Source organism: Lachnospiraceae bacterium (genome assembly GCA_025758065.1).
Taxonomy (GTDB): domain Bacteria; phylum Bacillota; class Clostridia; order Lachnospirales; family Lachnospiraceae; genus Enterocloster.
Genome location: CP107199.1, coordinates 3,309,704 through 3,331,442, shown reverse-complemented (window position 1 = coordinate 3,331,442; position 21,739 = coordinate 3,309,704). Strand labels below are relative to the sequence as shown.

15 protein-coding genes, 1 pseudogene and 2 riboswitches are annotated in these 21,739 nt (G+C 39.6%); of the genes and pseudogenes, 15 read left to right on the top strand and 1 reads right to left on the bottom strand.

All coding sequences use genetic code 11. The features are described from left to right. Positions 1-9 precede the first annotated feature (9 nt). Positions 10-1,326, top strand: a complete 1,317-nt coding sequence (locus OGM16_15525; GenBank protein ID UYJ46187.1) for an IS4 family transposase — start codon at positions 10-12, stop codon at positions 1,324-1,326. Between the two features lie 219 nt (positions 1,327-1,545). Here OGM16_15525 and OGM16_15520 read toward each other — a convergent pair whose 3' ends face one another. Beyond that, the gene (locus tag OGM16_15520; GenBank protein ID UYJ46186.1) at positions 1,546-2,496 is read right to left on the bottom strand and encodes an SH3 domain-containing protein; all 951 of its coding nucleotides are present in this window, start codon (positions 2,494-2,496) and stop codon (positions 1,546-1,548) included. Positions 2,497-2,817: 321 nt separating this feature from the next. Beyond that, positions 2,818-2,893: riboswitch (cyclic di-GMP riboswitch) on the top strand. Positions 2,894-3,126: 233 nt separating this feature from the next. On the opposite strand from OGM16_15520, the gene OGM16_15515 reads away from it, so the two are divergent. The 14 genes and pseudogenes from OGM16_15515 to trkA all read left to right on the top strand — a co-directional run bounded on the left by OGM16_15515 (position 3,127) and on the right by trkA (position 21,735). Then, entirely contained in the window at positions 3,127-5,994 is a 2,868-nt protein-coding gene (locus OGM16_15515; GenBank protein UYJ46185.1) for a transporter substrate-binding domain-containing protein, read from the top strand. 73 nt (positions 5,995-6,067) lie between these two features. Continuing rightward, on the top strand, positions 6,068-6,985 hold the full coding sequence (locus OGM16_15510) for a transporter substrate-binding domain-containing protein (GenBank protein ID UYJ46184.1): 918 nt from the start codon (positions 6,068-6,070) through the stop codon (positions 6,983-6,985). Next, positions 6,954-7,349 carry a hypothetical protein gene (locus tag OGM16_15505; GenBank protein ID UYJ46183.1) on the top strand — a complete coding sequence of 132 codons (396 nt, stop codon included), beginning with the start codon at positions 6,954-6,956 and terminating at the stop codon, positions 7,347-7,349. Before OGM16_15510 ends, OGM16_15505 begins: the two co-directional genes overlap by 32 nt. A gap of 47 nt (positions 7,350-7,396) precedes the next feature. Further along, positions 7,397-7,612: a hypothetical protein gene (locus tag OGM16_15500; protein UYJ46182.1), complete on the top strand. Its 216-nt coding sequence runs from the start codon at positions 7,397-7,399 to the stop codon at positions 7,610-7,612. Positions 7,613-7,836: 224 nt separating this feature from the next. Next, entirely contained in the window at positions 7,837-9,336 is a 1,500-nt protein-coding gene (locus OGM16_15495) for a response regulator (GenBank protein UYJ46181.1), read from the top strand. A gap of 370 nt (positions 9,337-9,706) precedes the next feature. Next, positions 9,707-9,797, top strand: a riboswitch (cyclic di-GMP riboswitch). A gap of 232 nt (positions 9,798-10,029) precedes the next feature. Further along, positions 10,030-10,943, top strand: a pseudogene (locus tag OGM16_15490) (PAS domain-containing protein). 75 nt (positions 10,944-11,018) lie between these two features. Then, positions 11,019-11,324 carry a response regulator gene (locus OGM16_15485; protein ID UYJ48484.1) on the top strand — a complete coding sequence of 102 codons (306 nt, stop codon included), beginning with the start codon at positions 11,019-11,021 and terminating at the stop codon, positions 11,322-11,324. Between the two features lie 205 nt (positions 11,325-11,529). Beyond that, positions 11,530-13,374: an ABC transporter substrate-binding protein gene (locus tag OGM16_15480; GenBank protein UYJ46180.1), complete on the top strand. Its 1,845-nt coding sequence runs from the start codon at positions 11,530-11,532 to the stop codon at positions 13,372-13,374. Positions 13,375-13,520: 146 nt separating this feature from the next. Further along, on the top strand, positions 13,521-15,806 hold the full coding sequence (locus OGM16_15475; protein UYJ46179.1) for an ATP-binding protein: 2,286 nt from the start codon (positions 13,521-13,523) through the stop codon (positions 15,804-15,806). A 31-nt stretch (positions 15,807-15,837) separates the two neighbouring features. Beyond that, positions 15,838-16,233, top strand: a complete 396-nt coding sequence (locus OGM16_15470; protein ID UYJ48483.1) for a tyrosine-type recombinase/integrase — start codon at positions 15,838-15,840, stop codon at positions 16,231-16,233. 248 nt (positions 16,234-16,481) lie between these two features. Continuing rightward, the gene (locus OGM16_15465; protein UYJ46178.1) at positions 16,482-18,347 is read left to right on the top strand and encodes a TIGR03960 family B12-binding radical SAM protein; all 1,866 of its coding nucleotides are present in this window, start codon (positions 16,482-16,484) and stop codon (positions 18,345-18,347) included. Between the two features lie 77 nt (positions 18,348-18,424). After that, a complete protein-coding gene (locus OGM16_15460) occupies positions 18,425-19,168 on the top strand; it encodes a TIGR03936 family radical SAM-associated protein (protein UYJ48482.1) in 744 nt (247 codons plus the stop codon). Next, positions 19,168-20,367 (top strand): ribonuclease E/G, encoded by a 1,200-nt coding sequence (locus OGM16_15455; GenBank protein UYJ46177.1) that lies wholly within the window; start codon positions 19,168-19,170, stop codon positions 20,365-20,367. The genes OGM16_15460 and OGM16_15455 overlap by 1 nt, the downstream gene beginning before the upstream one ends. Positions 20,368-20,379: 12 nt before the next feature. Beyond that, entirely contained in the window at positions 20,380-21,735 is a 1,356-nt protein-coding gene (trkA, locus tag OGM16_15450) for a Trk system potassium transporter TrkA (GenBank protein UYJ46176.1), read from the top strand. Positions 21,736-21,739: the final 4 nt, after the last annotated feature.

Below are 21,739 nucleotides of genomic sequence, written 5' to 3'. Positions count from 1 at the left end.
AGGTCACATATGAAACCCAAACAGGTAAAACAAATTTTATTATCTGAAATTAAAAAAGTTTCAGATAGAGCAGATGAATTCTGTCTTAATCCTGGTAAGTGCTTCGTTAGAAAACGCAAACTATCATTTGAGACAGTTATACGAGGCATTATAGGGATGGAAAGTAAAAGCTTAACAAATGAACTAATCGATATGTTTGATTCATCACCTGAAATGCCTTCAGCATCTGCCTTTGTACAGCAACGAAGTAAAATTAAACCAGATGCATTTAAAACTATTTTTGAAAGTTTCACCTCAAAAATCACTACTAAAAAATCTGATACGCTTCGTATCCTTGCAGTTGATGGCTCAGATGTTCAAATAGCTACGAATCCTGGCGATTCCACTTCCTATCATCCAGGAAGTAATGGACAAAAACCGTATAATCTCTTACATTTAAATGCTTTGTATGATTTAGAACATCATATTTATACAGATGCCGTTATTCAAGGTCGCTTGAATTGGAATGAACATTCCGCACTTCAGGAAATGGTTGATAGATCAGATATTTCAAAGGCACTTGTTGTTGCTGATAGATGTTATGAGTCATATAACAACATGGCACATATCCAAGAAAAAGGATGGTATTTTTTAATACGAATCAAGGATGGAAAAAATGGAATAAAGCAAGGCTTGGACTTACCTGATAGTGATGAATTTGACGAAAAAATAAACTTGCGATTAACACGAAAACAGACAAAAGAAACGAAAGAATTATTCAAAAGAAAAAATTACTATAAATTCGTACCAAGTACTACTTCCTTTGAGTATCTTCCTCTGAAATCAAAGAAAAATGATCCAGCAGTTTTTTACGAACTTAATTTCAGAATTGTTCGCTTCAAGGTGACAGATGAACTCTATGAAACAGTACTTACAAATTTAGATAAGGATGTATACCCACCTGAAAAACTAAGAGAATTGTATGCATCACGATGGGGGATTGAAACATCTTTTAGAGATTTAAAATATACTGTAGGAATGTTAGATTTTCATTCCAAAAAGGTGATGTGTATCCATCAAGAAATATACGCACATCTAATTATGTATAACTTTGCAGAAATGATTACCTCGCACATAGTCATTGAAAAGAAGCAAAGAAAATATACATATAAAGCCAATTTTTCGATTGCAGCTCACATGTGCAGATTATTCTATAGAGGAAAAGCCACATCACCCAATTTAGAAACCATTATAGCAAGACATATCATTCCTGTAAGGAATGATAGACATCGTAAAAGAAATCTTACGATCAAAGTCTTTCATGGTTTCCTATATAGAGTAGCATAAATTTACAAAAATGGAATCATTTTTTAGGCAGATGCAAATCTGTCTAATTAGCATGCTTAAAAATGCAAAATGGCAGGAAAGTACAAAACTCTCCTACCATTTTATTTTTGAGTCAACTATTATACAATGTTAACTTAATGACATTGCCCCCTGGCGGTTCCTTTTTGCTTTCATGAATTTGGAAATGGAAATAGGAAAATGTTATGGATGACCTGTAACTTATTTCTTATAAAAACAGTTATCACCCACAATTTTATAGGATGAATAATTTTCAGGGGAGATCCTTCTGACAGAATTAAAATAAAGATAATCCCCGATGTTGTTGGAACCGCTAAGAGCAGCTTTGGCAGCCTTAAGAGCAGTCTTAGATGGCCCCTGGGAAAGAAAGCTGTCTAACAGACCGGAATGTGCGCCGGGAAACTGCCCATCTGCATAGATGACACTGGAAATACTCTGTCCCCATTGCTTTGACTGGACACGATTGATAATACAGCTTGCAACGGCCAGCTGCTCATCGTAGGAACCATCTCCTGTTTCCATTGCTGTGCAGGCAGCAAGGAGATAGATCTCGTCATCTGTTGCGGAAATGATATAAGCAGGTTTTTCCTGGGGTTTATCAACGGAATGAAGAGCAGCCGCCTCTTCTTTTGCATCAACGGCTTTACCTGGAACCGGAGAGATCTTCGCATATTCTGCACAAATATATCCATATGTATCAGCCGGAAGCTGGATCTTGATCCAGCCTTCTGAGGTACTTGAGACCGGAAAGGCTTCTCCTTGGGCGGCCTGCTTTATGATCGCAGCATCCGTTGAAGGATCTTCACGTATATTTAATGTAACGGCAGTGACGCTGGCTGATAAAAGTCCCATCTCCTGGGCAAGAGGTTTTATATCTGTACCATACAACAGATAGTCATCTTTAAGCCAGCCTTCCAGTTTGCCAGAGTGGATACGTGTCCAGCCGTTTTTGCGCTCTAGGACAGTTCCGCCGCAGCCGCGGTAACATTTTCCGATGATATCAGCATCTGTAGAAGGCCCGGTCCTCATGTTCAGCGGTTCGTTTTTTACATTTGCAACTGCAAGACCGTCATAGGGAGAAGCAGCAAAGGCCGGAACAACTAAAGAGGCAGAAAGAAGTAAAGCAGATAGAAAAAGGGTTATTTTTTTCATAAGCAGCAGCATCCTCCGAAATATTACAAAATTGTTACATATAATCATATCAAAAATGACAAAACTTGTCAAATAAAAGAGATGTTAAAGCCAGCCGTTGCTGATCACACTTGAAAAAATATGTACAGCATTGGGCGTAACATTATCGCAGTTTTTTCAGGAAGGTAATTCAGAGAATCTGACAGAAGAGCAGAAAGAAGTTTTAAAGATATGGAACGATCTGAGTACAAATGAGCAGGAAACAGTAATGTTTTTCTTGTGTACAGTAGAGCGCTATAGTATAATAAAACCAGTTTTCTTGCATAAGTTTAAAAGCTTAAAAAGGATGATCGGCAAACCAGATGAAAATCTGGGACGCAAAGCTACAGGGCCTGTAAAATGGCAGCCAGTTGCATGAAATGAGGTGCACTGTCTGTTTGGCAGTGCTTTTTTATGGTAGAGCACTTGAATAAGTAATACAGAAGCTTTTGGAAAAATATTGTGAAAAATAGCGGGGAGGTTATTGATAATTAATGAATGTAAAATTAAAATCTGGAAGCAAGCAAGCAAGCAAGCAAGCAAGCAAGCAAGCAAGCAAGCAAGCAAGCAAGCAAGCAAGCAAGCAACTGTAGCCTAGAGGATGGGAGAAAGATGAAGAAGTGCAAATTAGTACAGAATATAATGAATTTCAAATTTTGTTACATTATATTTTGCACAATTATATGTTTTATTGTTTTATCCGTTCCTACATTTGCCAAAGAAAACTCTGACAATGTTATCCGGGTAGGATCTTTTGAGGAAACTTATAATGTAGTCAATGAAAAGGGAGAAAGAAGCGGCTATGGTTATGAGTATCTTCAAGATATTGCAGGTTATGCAGGATGGACATATAAATACATAACAAGTGATTGGAAAAACTGCTTTACACAGTTGGAAAATGGAGAGATTGATATTCTTGGTGGCATTTCCTATACAGACGAACGTGCTGAAAATATGCTTTTTTCCGATATGCCTATGGGGGAAGAGAAATATTACATCTATACGGATGCATCCAATATGGATCTTACAGCAGGAAATCTGGATTCTTTTGAGGGAAAAAATATTGGTGTGCTTAAAGATCATATACCGGAGGATGTGCTTAACGAATGGGAGTTAAAGTATGGTCTGCATACGCAGCATGTCAATGCTTCTAATACCGCAGAAGTTATGGACAAACTGTCGAAACATGAAATTGACTGCTTCGTTTCAGTAGAAGAATCCCGTTGGGAAGAATCGGATATTTCACCGATTACAAGTATTGGAGAGACAGAAATCTATTTTGCCATAAATCCCAAACGTCCGGATATCAAAGAAGCACTGGATAGTGCTATGCGCAGAATCAAGGATGACAACCCATTTTACACAGATGATCTCTACAGGCGTTATTTTTCTGCACAGAGCAGCTCGTTTCTTTCAAAAGAAGAAAGGGAGTGGATCGGGCAGCATGGAGCAATCAGGATAGGGTATCTGAATCAGGATGGAGGTATCAGCAGTGTAGATCCATCAACAGGCAAATTGACAGGTGTTATCACAGATTATGTGGATCTTGCAGAAAATTGTCTGCAAGGTCAGACTCTGGAATTTGAATTAAATGGATATAATACAAGAAGTGAACTGCTTCAGGCATTGCAGGATGGAAAAATAGACCTGATTTTTCATGCAAACCAGAATCCATACTTTGCAGAAACAAATGGATTTGCTTTGTCGGATACGCTATTGACTCTCAATATGGCAGCAATTACGGCAAAGGATTCTTTTGATGAAAATAAAGAGAATATAGTTGCCGTTGAAAAAGATAATTTTGTATTGAAAGCATATCTTTCATACAATTATCCGCAGTGGGAGGTTGTGGAATATGAGACATCAGATGCAGCAGTAAAAGCAATGCAGAAAGGGGAGACGGATTGTATTGTAAGCAATTCAAGTACTGTTTCAGACTATTTGAAAAATAATAAGCTTCTTAGTGTTTTTCTGACAAAAGAAGCTGATGTTTCATTTGCTGTTCAGCAGGGAGAACCGGTTCTTTTGTCCATTCTGAATAAAACACTGACATCTATGCCTACAACTCAATTTTCAGGTGCAGTAGTTTCGTATAATGCTTCTTCACGAAAAGTTACAGCGAAGGATTTTATTCAGGATAATTTACTGGCTGTCTCACTCATAGTTGGAATCTCTATTTTTGTTGTCCTGTGTATAATTCTTGATTCTTTGAAAAAATCAAAACGTGCGGAAGAAAAATCCAAGAAGTCTGCTGAGCAAGCATTGAAGCTGAATCAGGAGCTTGAAGAAAAACAGCAGGAATTACAAAATGCACTTGTAGAAGCACAGAGTGCCAATAAGGCTAAGACTTCCTTTTTAAATAACATGTCTCATGACATCAGGACACCGATCAATGGCATTATGGGCATGCTTACAATTCTTGAAAAAAGCGGAAATGATGGTGAGCGGGCAAAAGATTGCCTGAATAAAATAAATGAGTCTTCGAAACTGCTATTATCATTGGTAAATGATGTTTTGGATATGGCAAAGTTAGAATCGGATACTGTGGTTTTTGGTGATGAATCCATCAATCTGGATCAGGTATGTCAGGAAATCACGGAGTCACTATCTTTTCAGGCAGAAGAAAAAGGACTTCATGTTATAGGAGAACATGATGATTACAGTGGTATATATGTTTGGAGCAATGCAGTTCATCTGAAAAAAGTATTGATGAATCTGTTTACAAACAGTATGAAGTACAATAAGGTGAATGGTTTTATTTACATGAGTATGAGAACGATTGAAAGATCAGAAGATCACATGACATGTGAATTTAAAATAAAAGATAATGGAATTGGAATGTCAGAAGAATTTATAAAAAATGAATTGTTTACTCCATTTGTACAGGCAGATAATTCCCCACGTTCTGATTATAATGGGACAGGTCTTGGAATGCCTATTGTGAAACAACTTGTAGAAAAGATGGGTGGAACCATAACAGTTGAAAGTAAGCTGGGTGAAGGGAGCTGTTTTACTGTAGTACTTCCATTTGAAATTGATACGAATGCACGACCGGAAGAAAAAGAAGATTTCAATGCAGATATATCAGGTGTCCGGATATTATTGGTTGAAGATAATAAGCTGAATGCGGAAATAGCAGAATTTATACTGACGGAAAATGGGGCTAAAGTAGAAACAGTGAAAAATGGGTTAGAAGCTGTTCAGCACTTTGAAGCCTGCGAATCAGGAACATACGATGTTATTTTAATGGATATCATGATGCCGGTGATGGATGGGCTTACTGCCACAAAAACAATAAGATCCCTGGAACGGCAGGATGCAAAAACAATCCCTATTATTGCTATGACTGCAAATGCATTTAGGGAAGATGCCGAAAGGTGTATGGAAGCAGGAATGAACGCACATCTTGCAAAGCCGTTGGATGATGAAACAATCAAGCAGACTATATGCGAAGAATTGAGAAGCAGTAGGGACAGGTGAAAATTTATTAAACCAGGAGGTTGACCAGGAGACGTATAGAGAAATTGTCGGATACGATCAGAGCTGGGATGATATGCAGCAGATGCTTGAAGATGGCGAGATTGATATGGTAACATCTCCCCGCAAAACACCGGACAGAGAAGAAAAGTTTGATTTTTCACGTCCGATCGGAACCAATAATGCGATTCTGACCGTCCGCAGTGACAACAGCACGATTGTAGATGGCGATTACAGTACTTACAATGGTATGCGTGTAGCACTTTTGAACGGAAGCTCACGAGATAAAGAGTTTGCGGATTTTGCAGACAACAAAGGATTTACATATGATCCATTTTATTTTGATACGACAGCAGAGATGGAGGAAGCTCTTCAGAGCGGAAATGTTGATGCTATTGCTGCCACTTCTCTGAGAAAAACAAACAATGAGCGTATCGTGGATAAATTTGACAGCAGCGATTTCTATGTCATTGTTAAAAAGGGCAATACAGAATTGCTGAATGAGATCAATTATGCGATCGATCAGATGAATGCAGTTGAGGGTGACTGGAAAACAACGCTTTATAATAAAAATTATGAAAGCATAGAAACTAAGAATCTGGAATATACGGAGCAAGAAAAAAGTATTATTGCACAATATTCCAAGGACAACCCGCTTCATGTTCTGTGTGATCCGTCCCGTTATCCATATTCTTATAATGAAAATGGTGAGATGAAGGGGATTATCCCGGATTACTTCCGGAAAATTGCAGACTATGCCGGGATTTCCTATGAGTTTCTTACACCTGCCACCAGAGATGAGTATATTGCTTATCAGAAAAATAAGGAAGCCACAGAGATGAGTATCGATGCACGCCTGGAAACAGATAACTATGCTGAGACGAAAAAATGGGGGCTTACTGCACCTTTCATTACAATGCAGCTGGCAAGGGTGACACGGCGTGACTTTGATGGAGAAATCAATGTTGTTACTACGGTTGACCAGACAGCATAAAATTCAAGTGAAATGCAATCCGGTACCGGCAGATTTGAAAAGTATCACAGATTCTGCACTGGATATTACAAAAGGCTTTCTTACGAACAGGGATATCAGCTTTAAGATCCAGCGTGAAGAAGCAAAGATCCCAAATGTACTTGTGGATCCTGTACGTCTGCGAGATGTGCTGGTTAATATTCTGAGCAATGCCGTGAAGTTCACCCCGGATGGAAAAAACATTCCTATTATAGCAATGACAGCCAATTCATTTGGTGAAGATGTTCAGGCATCACTGGATGCAGGAATGAATGCACATTTGTCAAAGCCGATTGTGATTGAGGAAGTTATAAAAACGATTTTAAGGTATGTTCATAATGATTAGCAGAGGTTCATGAATTAGTGGAATACAATTGACAGGAGGGCTAAAAGATGACAATGCAGGAGTGCTATAAAGCTATCGGAGGAAAGTATGAGGCTGTTTTGGGACGCCTTCACAGCGAAGCACTGATTCAGAGATTTACATTAAAGTTCTTTGAAGACCAGAGTTATCTACAGTTAAAACAGGCATTGGAAAATAAAAATTATGAAGACGCTTTCCGCAGTGCGTACACATTGAAAGGGGGTGTGTCAGAAGCTTTCCTTTGACCGTCTGTATGAGGTTAGTAATGAGTTGACAGAACTTTTGAGAGATAGAACCGGAGAGAAGCCGGGGATACCGGAAGCAATGGAAAAAGTAACAGAAGTATATGAGATGACGATTGAAGAAATAAAGAAGGGTCTGTCGCATTAAGTGATGCGACACGACCTTTTGTCTTGGATCAAGTGCTTGGAACATCATAAAAAATGAGTGGATAAAGGAAATAAAAAATATGGATAAAAAACAAAAAATACTAATTGTAGATGATGCGAAATTCAACAGGGACATATTGAAGGAGATTCTTGGAGATACCTATAATTATCTGGAAGCTGAAAATGGAAATCAGGCAATCCAGATGATAGGAGAAAATATTGGAATTGATCTGATGCTTTTAGATATCAATATGCCACAGATGAATGGTTTTGAAGTCTTGGAGATAATGAAAAGAAGCCAGTGTATTGCTGAAACTCCCGTAATCATGATATCTTCTGAAGATGCTGTTAATACTATGCGTAAGGCATATGAGTTGGGAATCACAGATTATATCACACGACCGTTTGATTCTGTGATTGTAAAGAAAAGAGTTCAGAATACCTTGGGTCTCTATATGAACCAAAAACATCTGATAAACGTGGTTTATGATCAGGTTTATGAAAAAGAAGAAAATAATAATATCATGATCCAGATTATGAGTAATATATTGGGATCCCGTAACAGCGAGAGCAGAGAGCACATCCTGCATATTAAAACAGCAACGGAGATGATGCTGAGACAACTGGTAAAAGTAACAGATGCTTATCCTTTGACAGAGGCAGATATTGCTTTGATTACAACTGCTTCTTCCCTTCATGATATTGGTAAGATTCGTATTCCGGAAGAAATATTGAACAAACCGGGCAGACTTACCGATGAAGAATTTAAGATTATGAAAAACCATAGTGAGCTTGGTGCAGCTATAATTAAGGATATGGACTTTCCACAAGATCATCCACTGGTACATACCGCATGGGAAATCTGCAGGTGGCACCATGAAAGATGGGATGGAAAGGGCTATCCGGATGGATTGAAAGGTGAAGAAATACCAATCTCCGCACAGGTGGTAGCGATTGTTGATGTTTATGATGCACTTACAAGTGAAAGATGCTATAAGAAAGCATTTGATCATGACACAGCGATTCAAATGATCCTGGATGGACAATGCGGACAATTTAATCCCATCCTTCTTAAGTGTCTGAAAGAACTGAGTATTCAGCTTTCAAAAATGCTTAATAAAGAAATGGACGATAATAAATATTCTCATGAAATACAAAGGCTTTTGAATGAAATACTCAGTGATAAATCCTTACCGAGCCAGATTTATTCACAGAGTCTTGTCAAGGTCATGCAGGAAAAAATCGATTTCTTCAAATCGAACAGTGGCATGAATTCGATTGATTACAATGCGGTTTCAGGTCAGCTTACTATATTAAACGGAAATCAGCAGATATTATGTCAGAGAAATAATCCGAAAATTGATCTGTTCAAAGAATTCGGAGTAAATGAAGAAGATGCTCAATATATTCGGGTTTTGTTACACCAGACATCTGTACAAAATAAAGAAATCTCTGTGCAGATAAAAGCGACAGTGGAAAATAATAGTCAGATGTATAAAATGAAATTGCATACGCTGTGGTCGCCAATGAAGAAAGACGTATGCATAGGAATTATCGGGTATTTTGACACTGTAAAATAGAAAAATACAAAGCAGTGGGGGGAAATGTGGCATATCCTGTTATGGAAAACACTCTGTTTTATAGCAATTGTTTTGATGATTTCCCAGTATTTTAGATTTGTATCGAAAACTGTTTACGATATGTTAATTCATCAATGCATGTAAGCGTTATTACAGCGTTAAGTACGTCCGTGTGCCAGATCTGCTCCTGGACTTACAAGAGGCCAGAGATGAATGAGCTTCATATGAAAAAAATGTTAGGTTTTTAGGATTCATCGATTTAGATTTTTTATAAAGAGAAGTTCAAAAACAGAAGTAAAATATGTGTAGATTTAAAAAAAAATTATTGACGTGCGAAAAAACGCGTGGTATGGTTTTTTGAAGAAAGAGATTATTTTAAAGGCAAACCTGTTGAAAGGCAGGGGCGCAAAGCCAGAAGGGACTAAAGTCAGAAAGCTTGACCATGTCAGCCGGTTGCCACTGTTTCCATATCATCATAATATATGGAAAAGATGTTTGAACAGAAGAGATTCCGATACCTTTTATACTATATAGATGTGTGATTTAAAAAAAATGTAGTAGGACACTGGCAGATTTTTGCAAGTGTCCTTTTTGTATGCAAAAATGGGTAACAAAACTAGCAGGGACAGGTTTTCTGTATACAGATAAAAGCAGGATGAAGAAGGCATAAGACGGAGAGAGGACTTTTATAAAATGAAAAATTATGAAGACAAAATATATTCCTTAGGTGAGACTGTAACGGGGCAGACACAGGCCATGTCACAGGCCGTACAGAAAACACTGGAAAATAATGGCGGGGTAGGTATAATGACAGGATCTTATGACCAAAACCTGTCTATTTTGTCTGTGAATAATCTGCTGTTGCATAGTACAGGATATACATTCGATACTTTCATGGAACAGACAAAAGGCTCATTAAGAGACTTCTTTTATGACGAGGAAGATATACTGGAGCGAGACCGTTTTTTGCAGCTTCACGGAACAGGGGAAGCACAGATCCTTGCAGCAGACGGTACAGTGAATAATGTACGGCTTTGTAAAGAGGATGCGACAGATGAGGCGGGCAGACAGATCTGGGTTATGTCCGTACAGGTCAACTGGGATCATGTAAATTTGACACTGCTCAATGAGGCTATCTATTCCGGCTTCTGGTATTTTGACTGTGACGAAAACAGTGAGATTGTGAATGCAAACTGGAGTCATGAATTCCGAAAAATGCTTGGCTATCATGACACTCTGGACTTTCCGAATAAACTGGAATCCTGGTCAGATCTTCTGCATCCACAGGATAAAGAAAGAGTAATGATACAGCTTCAGGCGGCAATTAAGGATAAGACGAACCAGATAAAATACCAGGTAGAGTATCGTATGAGAATGAAGGGTGATCAATACCAGTGGTTTCGGGCATCGGCAGAAGTAATACGCCGTCTGGATGGTTCTGCCAGCAGGATTGCCGGGATTTTTATTAACATTGATGGGGAGAAAAAGAAATCATGCAGGCACACAAATCTGCTGCTTTCCACCGGGCTTTTACGAAAGCAGATCTGTGCGAGTATTATGTGAATCTGGAAGCGAATACTTTTGATACCTTTAAGGTTGAACCGTCAGATTATACAGGAAAAAGGATTCTGCTGGTTGAGGATAATGAGTTGAACAGAGAAATTGGTGTTGAAATTTTGCAGATGACAGGGGCAGAAGTGGAAACAGCAGAAAATGGGAAAATCGCAGTTGAAAAAGTGGAAGCTTCTCCGAAAGGTTCGTATGATCTTATTTTTATGGATATCCAAATGCCTGTCATGAATGGTTATGAGGCAACTGCAGCAATCAGGAGCCTTCCGGGTGAAAAGGGAAAACTGCCTATTATTGCTATGACTGCCAATGCTTTTGCAGAAGATGTACCGCTGGCCAAAAATACAGGCATGAATGGACATATCGCGAAACCGCTGGATATGAATAAGCTGAATGATGTTCTGGAAAACTGGCTGTAATTGCTTCACAGGTGCATGTGAAAAGCTCCTGAAAAAGTAGAGAGAGGTATAATAGCATTAATATTTTTGCATGAGCAAGTAGCGAAGCGGATTGCGAACATCCGCTTTACAAGTTATAATAGAATAATCGGCAAATAAGATGAAAGTCTGAGATGGGATTATTGAATTATGGTTTTTATCAGGAAAGAATGAGGAAAATAAGAGTATGAAAAAGGCAAAATATTATCTGATAGTTTTATTGTCAGGGGTGCTTGTAGCAGCTACTGTTTTGTCTGGCTGTGGACAATCTAAAAAAGCAGTATCTAAAAATGACGATCACCTTACCGTGTATCTGTGGGAAAATCGTTTAATGAAAAATATTGTACCCTATATCCATGAGCAGTTTCCAGATCAGGATATTGAGTTTATTACCGGTAACAATGTTACCGATTTATATAGCTATTTTGAGGAGCATGGTGAACTGCCGGATATCATAACCGTACGTCGATTTTCTGGAAAAGATGCACAGGATCTGGAGCCATATCTAATGGATTTTGCTTCTTATGATGTGGTTTCCAGGTATTACTCCTATGCATTGCAATATTATAAAAATTCAAAAAATGAGATTCAGTGGCTTCCTATCTGCGGTATACCGCAGACGATTATTGCCAACAAGACATTGTTTGAACAGTATGGAATCAAGATACCGAAAAACTATAAGGAATATGCACAGGCATGCCAGCAATTTTATGATAATGGTATAAAACCGTATTCCCTGGATCTTGCAGAAGACTGGTCCGCTCATGAGGTGATTCAGACAGGTGCAATTGGTGAATTCATGAGTCTGGATGGAATCGAATGGAGAAGCTCAGCTGAAAGTGCATCAGGGGATATCGCATTTGATGATGCGTTATGGAAACGTATTTTTTCAGAAACCAATACATTTTTGAAGGACTCACATTTTACAGGTGATGATATCAGTGTCGATATTAATACTGCAACTCATATGTTTTTTGAGGGAAAAGCAGCAATGTTTCATGGATATCCGGCACTTATGCAGGAACTCCAGGAACAGATGGATGCAGAATTAACTCGTATACCGTTTTTTTCACAGATTTCGGATGAAGCTTTTATAAATATGACCCCTTCTCTGAATATTGCATTCAACAAAGACCTGGAAAAAGATCAGGAAAAACTGGATCTGGCATTCGATGTCCTGGAGTGTATGATTTCAAAAGAAGGACAAACGCTGATCGCAGATGGAAAGGGTGTAATTTCATTAAATGTAGATGTTCCAAACATGATGGAAGATGTACCTGGCCTTGAAGATGAAATTAATAATAATTCTGTTTATATCCGATATTCTGCTCAAAAATCATTTGATGCCAGCCTTAAGGCTGTTCACGGATTATTGTCAGGGGAAATGGATGAAACACAGGCTTATGATGCTTTTCGCAGCACAATGAACAGCAAGGATTCAAAAGAAGAAACCACAGTTAATTTTGAAAACGAATATGCCATTTCGCTAAATGATAAAAACGGTCGCGATGCGGCATCTTCTATTTTAACTACGATCAGAGAAGAAAATGATGCGCAGCTGGCTCTGGTGCCATATTATTATTTTACTTCTTCCATTTACAAAGGGGAGTGCACCGGCAGCCGAGTTGCTTTGCTGACGGCAAAGAGTTCAGATACATTTTTATACCTGGCAAAAATCAATGGCAAAGAAATTTATGAACTTGCGGAGAAATATCTTGCTGAGTCCGATGAGAAATTTCACATAACCAATAAATACGAATTGCCAATTGCATCCGGTATGAAAATAATCGTCAGGCAGGAGGAAAACGGATTCTCATTAAAGGACATAGAAGTAAATAAGAAAAAAATAGACAAAGACAAGGAGTACTCTATTCTTCTTACAGAAACCACAATGTCTGTTTTGAAAAAAATAAATCCGGAGTGTGAGATCAGGCAGCTTGGGAACACAACATTATCAAGTGCATGGACCGTAGCAATGGCAAACGGACAGCAGCCGTCAGCACCGGAAGATTATATAGAGGTTGAAAAATAAAAGTGGGAATAGAACAAGTAATAACAAAAAGAAAAAAGATTATAGTGCCATTGTTCTTTTTAATTCTTATCTTTTTAAGCTTAATTTTTGTAAAGCTCCTTTTGAACAGGATGAACAGCTATATCGCGGAAAACGGGAAAAGCAATATGGGAGCTGTTGTTGAACAGATACAGCAGACCTATGATCTGCAGGTGAATGGATACTACAGCCAGCTGCATTTGCTTGAGGATTCTCTTATTCAAGAGGAAGTGAGATCTATTGAACTGGATAGAAACAAGAAGTTCTTTGAGGCATGGCAGAAAGAATCTGAAAGTACACTTATATTTCTCCAGGAAAATGGAAAGGCAATAACCACTGATGGAACAAAACTTCGGGTTGACATGCCAAGTAAATGCTTGTTGGATTTGAGGAACGGATATAATATTGGAAAATTGGTTTCTCTTGATTACAACCAGAAGGAAAAAGATGGTTATCTGGTTGCAATTCCATGTCAGGGATATACGATTAATGGGGAAACTTATACGGCAATTGGAACCTTGTATGATCATTCAAAATTAGATTCCATGTTAAGTGTGAAAAGCTATAACGGGAATGCGTATCTGTTTATGCTGGATAACGACGGAAATATTACTTATACAAATCAGAAAGAAGATAAATTTTTTAGGAACTATTTTTTGTTAAAGCATTTAAAAGGAGATCAGGCTATCACTGAGGAAGAGGCTGATTCTCTTCAAAAAAAGCTGGATGGCAGAGAACAGGGGGTAGAACTTCTGGGAAGTGACAAACCTTACTATCTGGGATACTGTCCGATAGAAAATAATAACACCATGCTGATCTGTATTGTAGGAAAGAGTGTTGTAGATAATGTACTGAAAGATTATCAGAAAACAATAGTGTTTGAAACAATACTCATGGCAGGTTTTATACTTTTGCTTTTTGCCGGATTATTCTACAGTATTTCTAGACGCAGTCTTGCTGAGCAAAAAGCTGAATATGAAAAAAGAAATAATGAGGTTCAGACGCAGGCAATGAAGGAAATGGAGGAGTCCAATAAAAAACTGAAAAAAGCAAAGGACATTACAACGGAAGCCTTGCAGACCGCTGAAAATGCAAATAAGGCGAAAACAGATTTCCTGTCCAATATGTCACATGATATTCGTACACCAATGAATGCAATTATTGGTATGACATCATTAATCAGATATGATGCAGGGAATAAAGATAAAGTAATAGAGTATGCAGATAAAATAGATATTTCATCACAGCATCTGTTAGGGATTATTAATGATGTTCTGGATATGAGTAAGATTGAAGCAGGAAAAACAGTTTTTAAATACAATGATTTTTCCATTCTGAATTTTATACAGGAAATCAATACTTTATTTCAGTCACAGATAGATGAAAAAAAACAGACTCTTACGATCATAAAAGAAAACATCCGGCACGAATGGGTGAACGGAGATCAGGTTCATCTGATGCAGATTTTCAGCAACTTGCTTTCTAATGCAGTGAAGTACACGCAGGAAGGTGGAAAAATTCAGTTTCTGGTAGAAGAATGTGAGACAAAGTCATCTGTCTATGCAAAGTACCGTTTCTTAGTCAGCGATAATGGTATGGGAATGTCTGCAGATTTCAAAGAGACGATTTTTGATCCGTTTACCCGCGCTGAAAGTTCTATGACTAATAAGATACAGGGAACCGGTCTCGGAATGGCTATTACCAGAAATCTGGTTAAAGCAATGGGAGGCACCATTGATTTGGAGAGTGAACTGGGACAGGGAAGCTGTTTTGAGGTTCTCATAGATATGAGAATTGCAGAGGAGAGAACAATTGCTTTGGCAGCACAAGAAGAAATAGATGAACAGGATGATAATATCCTTCAGGGAATGAGATTCCTGTGTGCGGAGGATAATGAGCTGAATGCAGAGATTTTGATGGAACTGTTAAAAATTGAGGGCGCAGAGTGCATCATCTGTGAAAATGGTGAAAGAGTTCTGGAGACATTTGAACAGTCTGCCCCGGGGGATTATGACATGATCCTGATGGATGTGCAGATGCCTGTCATGAACGGTTATGAGGCAACAAAAGCAATCCGCAGAAGTTCTCATGAACTGGCAATGACAATTCCGATCATTGCTATGACCGCCAATGCGTTTTCTGAGGATATTCAGCATTCTCTGGCAGCCGGTATGAATGCCCATGTTTCAAAACCGGTTGAGATGAAGGTATTGGAAAAGACGATCAGAAGCATAAAATCCGGCGGCGGTTTTGTGTGGGGGGGGGGGTGGGTATCGAAATGCAGGTCATTGAACAGTGATAAATGGAAAGTAAAAAGTGGAGATTGCTCCCTGATGGACCCAGTCGCTGGAGGCAGAAGGGAAGGACGCAGGAGAGGTAACGATCTGGCACCGGACGGATGGCACTGCCTATAACCGCCGGTCCTATAAGGATGATTTCAATTCCCTGAAAAAACTTTACGGTCTCCCGGATGATTTTCACTGGCACGATTTGCGTCATGTATACGCAACATTAATGGTCCAGTACCAGGTTAATATCAAAGAACTGGCCGTCGTGCTCGGACATTCCAGCGGAATTTTCACGATGCAACACTATGTTGTTCCGAGTCAAAAAGTTTGTGAAGAAGTGCCGGAATTTGAGGAAATTGTCCTGAATGCCATGCCAGTAAAACTGGAAAATGATGAGATCGTTCTGAAGGAAAACCTGATTTTTGAGGTTCCTGGATTTGACGAATATTCGGAAAACTTAATAAAAAGTTCGACGATAGAAGCTCGAAAAATTGATTTCGGGAAAGAATCTATTGCGGAAACACGGGAAATACCGTATAATAATGCGGTCTGATCTGTACATTTAAAGCGGATTTATCCGTAAAATGATGGAAAATCCGAATTGTGCGTATTTCAGAAACAATTTTTTTTGTCGTAAGAGCGAAAAATATTATGTAAACTATCCGTGAGATAAAAACACTTGACAAGAATTTGTGTTTTTACGCTTACGGAAAAGAACAGAGAAAAAGAACTAAAAAGAACCAAAAAACAGCGATGAATATATCGCAAAAAACGTGAGAAATGTAGGTAAAATAAGGCTTTATGAAAAAGTTAGCGTTAAGTGATGAAATTTTATTAACCGTTCAACAACCCGCCAGATACATCGGAGGGGAAGTGAACTGTGTCATGAAAAATCCGTCCCTTGTGGACATTCGGTTTGCCATGTGCTTTCCGGACGTATACGAGATAGGCATGTCCCATTTAGGCATCCAGATCCTGTATTCTATGTTTAATTCCAGGGAAGATATCTATTGTGAGCGTGTATACAGCCCCTGGATGGATCTGGATCCGATCATGAGAGAGAAGAATATCCCGCTGTTTACCCTTGAGACCCAGGAGCCTGTAAAGAACTTTGATTTTCTGGGAATCACTCTTCAGTATGAAATGTGCTATACTAATGTGCTTCAGATCTTAGATCTGGCACAGATCCCGCTCCATGCAGCAGATCGTGGGGAAGATATGCCAATTGTCATCGGTGGCGGCCCATGTGCCTATAATCCGGAGCCTTTGGCAGATTTCTTTGATATGTTTTATATCGGAGAAGGTGAGACAGTTTATTTTGAACTTTTAGACTGCTATAAGGAAAACAAAAAAAACGGCGGAAGCAGAAGAGACTTTTTAGAGAAAGCAGCCCAGATCGAGGGAATCTATGTCCCGGCTTTTTATGACGTAGAGTACAATGAAGACGGCACATTAAAAAGCTTTAAACCAAACTGTCCAACTGCAAAGGAAAAGATCGTTAAGCAGGTAGTAGCTGATATGGACAGTGTGCCATATATTGAAAAACCGCTGGTGCCATTTATTAAGGTGACTCAGGACAGAGTGGTTTTAGAGATCCAGAGAGGCTGTATCCGTGGATGCCGTTTCTGTCAGGCGGGTAATGTGTATCGTCCGTTAAGAGAACACAGTTTGGAATATTTAAAGCATTATGCATACGATATGCTTAAGAGCACCGGACATGAGGAGATTTCCTTAAGTTCTTTAAGTTCCAGTGATTATACGCATCTGGAAGGTCTTGTGAACTTTCTTATTGATGAGTTTAAGGGAAAAGGGGTGAATATTTCCCTTCCATCCCTGCGTATCGATGCTTTTTCCCTGGATGTTATGAGCAAGGTCCAGGATATTAAAAAAAGCAGCCTTACATTTGCTCCTGAGGCTGGTTCCCAGCGCCAGAGGGACGTTATTAATAAGGGACTTACAGAAGAAGTGATCTTAAAGGGTGCCAATGATGCTTTCCACGCAGGGTGGAACCGCGTAAAACTGTATTTTATGCTGGGACAGCCTACAGAAACAGTGGAAGATATGGAAGGGATCGCCCTTCTTTCTGAAAAGATTGCAGAGACCTATTATGATGAGATCCCAAAAGATCAGAGGCATGGTAAGGTACAGGTAGTTGCCAGTTCATCATTCTTTGTTCCGAAGCCATTTACCCCATTTCAGTGGGCAAGGATGTGTACTAAGGAAGAATTCCTAGAGCGTGCCAATATCGTTCGCGGAAAGTTCCGTGAGATGAAAAACTTTAAGAGTTTAAAATATAACTGGCATGAAGCAGAACTGACTGTATTAGAGGGCGTTCTTGCAAGAGGCGACCGCCGTGTAGGTGCAGTTATTGAAGAAGCATACCGTAGAGGGGCTATTTACGATTCATGGTCTGAATTCTTTAAAAATGAAGTCTGGATGGAAGCATTTAAAACCTGCGGCGTGGATATTGATTTTTATACCACCAGAGAACGCAGCTTAGATGAGTTATTCCCATGGGATTTCATTGATGCAGGTGTTTCCAAGGCTTTCTTGAAGAGAGAGTGGCAGAATGCGCTTGATGAAAAAGTGACTCAAAACTGCCGTCAGAAATGTTCTGGCTGCGGTGCTGCCAAATATGGTGGCGGTGTCTGCTTTGAGAAAAGATAAGACCATAAAACTGTAAGAGTGCAAATTCGTAAATTAATGTAAATATATAAATAATAAAAGGAACAATACAGACAATGATGAAAATTCGTATAAAATTTCGCAAATACGGCACCATGAAATTCATCGGCCACCTGGATGTGATGCGTTATTTCCAGAAAGCGATCCGCAGAGCTGAAGTGAATATCCGTTATAGCGAAGGCTTCAGCCCTCATCAGATCATGTCCTTTGCTGCGCCTTTAGGTGTAGGTATCACCAGCAAGGGTGAATATGTGGATATTGAGGTACTGGATACTGAAAATTCAAAAAAAATGGTGGACCGCTTAAATGCAGTGATGTCAGAAGGCTTTGAAATCCTGGAGTACAAGCTTCTTCCAGATGATGCAGCAAATGCTATGTCTATTGTGGCAGCAGCAGATTACAGTCTTACTTTCCGGCCGGGTTATGAGCCGGAAAATGAAAGTCCACAGGAGTGGTTTGAAAAGCTGGTTCAATTTTTTGATACAGACCATGTAATGATCATGAAAAAGACAAAAAAGGGAGAACGGGAAATGGACCTTAAGCCCTTTGTCTATGAATTAAAAGTTCGTAAAGAAGGGGAGATCCCTGCTCTTTTTATGAAAGTGTCTGCAGGCAGTGCTGCAAATATTAAACCGGAGCTTGTTTTGGATGCGTATTATACTTCTTTAGAGGAAGAACGTCCCCAGTTCGCTTTTATGACTGAGAGAGAAGAAGTATATGCAGATGCAGCCACTGCAGAAGAAGCAGAGGCTGGCACACATAAATTTGTAACATTGGGCAATCTGGGACAGGATATAGAATAATGGATAAATTAGTCATTACCCGTTTGCAGGGAAAAATATGTACAGCTTCCGTATCCGATAGAAAGGTAACAGGTATTATCCTGGAAGAGGAAGACCAGGCATCAATCCTTAATAACATTTATATTGGAAAAGTCCAGAAGGTAGTTGCAGGTATTAATGCAGCTTTTATTGATCTGGGCGTGACGGTTGGTTATTATAGTCTGGATGAAAATAAAGAACATATATTTACCCAGAAAGGAAGAAGTGGTAAATTAAGACCAGGAGATGAGCTTTTAGTTCAGATAAGCCGGGACGCCGTAAAGACAAAGGCGCCTGTGCTTACCTCTAATTTGTCTCTGCCTGGGCGTTTTTGCGTTCTCACAGCAGGCAGAACAGGGATTGGTTTTTCGGCAAAACTTACAGACACAGCATGGAAGAATCAGATCCGGAAAATGCTTTTGGAAAATGATTTTATAGGCTTTGGCATTATTTTAAGGACCAATGCAGGATCAGCAGGGCCGGAACAGATATTAGAAGAGTGCGAAAAGCTTAAAGCTATGTTAAAACAGCTGATAAAAGAGAGCGGCAGCCGCACCTGCTACAGCTGTCTGTATAAGACACTTCCTTCTTATATTGCAGGTATCCGGGATTCTTATGCCGGAGGACTGGAGGAGATCGTTACAGACTGTCCGGATCTATATGGGCAGTTAAAAGAATATCTGGAAACCAGCCAGGCGGAGGATGCAGGAAAATTAAAATTGTATACAGACAGATTGCTTTCACTTGGAAAGCTTTATAGTCTGGATAATGCTCTTTCCAAGGCACTTGATAAACGGGTATGGCTGAAATCCGGAGGCTATCTGGTGATCGAGCCAACAGAAGCCATGGTAGTGATAGATGTAAATACGGGGAAATATGAAGGTAAAAAGAAGCTGGAGGAAACCGTATTAAAGATTAATTTAGAGGCGGCGGCAGAAATCGCAAGACAGCTGCGGCTGCGCAATCTTTCCGGTATTATTATGGTGGATTTTATTGATATGAACCAGGAAGAAAGTAAGATGCAGCTGATGGAAGCATTAAAAGCAGCTGTAGCGAAAGATCCGGTAAAAACAGTTGTAGTAGAAATGACCCGTTTGAATTTAGTGGAGATAACCCGCAAAAAGGTAAGACGTCCATTATACGAACAGGCGGCAGGATTATATAACAGTACAAGGGAATAGGGGAAAACAAACATGAAGATCATAATCGTGGGCTGCGGCAAAGTTGGAACAACTCTGGCAGAGCAGTTAAACAGGGAAAATCATGATATCACACTGATCGATACCGATGATGAGGCATTAAAAAACATTTCTGACAATGTAGACCTGATGAGCGTAACTGGAAATGGCGCTATTTACCAGGTACAGATGGAAGCGGGTATTCAGGAGGCAGATCTGATGATCGCCACTACAAACTCAGATGAGTTGAATATGCTCTGCTGTCTGATCGCGAAAAAAGCAGGTAACTGTCATACCATCGCACGTATCCGAAACCCTGAGTATTCCGCAGAGATCGGTTATATCAGAGAAGAGTTAAACCTTTCTATGGCCATTAACCCGGAACTGGCAGCTGCGAGAGAAATCGCAAGACTTCTGCGTTTCCCATCTGCTATTAAGATCGAGCCGTTTGCCAAAGGAAGGATCGAGCTGTTAAAGCTTCTCATCCCGGATCATTCCAATTTAGACCAGTTAAAGGTCATGGATGTGGTAAATAAGTTAAAGAGCAATGTGCTGATCTGTGCTGTAGAGCGCGGGGATGACGTTGTGATCCCGGATGGTAATTTTGTGATGCAGAAAGGAGACAAGATCTCATTTATCGCATCCCATACAGACAGTGCGGACTTCTTTAAGAAAGCCGGAATCGTAAACAACTCCGTAAAAACTGCCATGTTTGTAGGCGGCGGAAAGCTGACATATTATCTTTGCAACCAGCTGGCGGATACAAAGATCAAGATCAAGATCATTGAGCAGGATGAAGCACGGTGCAGACAGTTAAGTGAACTGCTGCCAAATGCCATGATCATCCACGGTGACGGTTCTGACCAGCAGGTTTTATTGGAAGAAGGTATCCTTCAGACAGAGGCTTTTGCTTCTTTAACAGGCTTTGATGAAGAAAATATCATGCTTTCCCTGTATGCAGCCAGCAAATCCAATGCAAAGCTGATCACGAAGGTAAACAGGATTGCTTTTGAAAGTGTGATCAATTCCCTGAATCTTGGAAGCCTGATCCAGCCGAAAATGCTTACTGCAGACCTGATCCTTCAGTATGTAAGAGCAATGCAGAATTCTATGGGAAGCAATGTAGAAACTCTTTATAAGATCGTAGCTGACAAGGCAGAGGCGTTGGAATTCCGCGTAAAAGAAGGATCCCCTCTTCTTGGTATTCCGTTGGAAAGGCTGCAACTGAAAAATAATCTGTTAGTAGCCTGTATCAACCGCAGCGGCTGTATTATTACCCCTCGAGGCAAAGATACGATTGAAGCTGGCGATACCGTGATCATTGTTACGACCCATACAGGCCTGAATGATCTGACCGACATATTAAAGTAAAGGG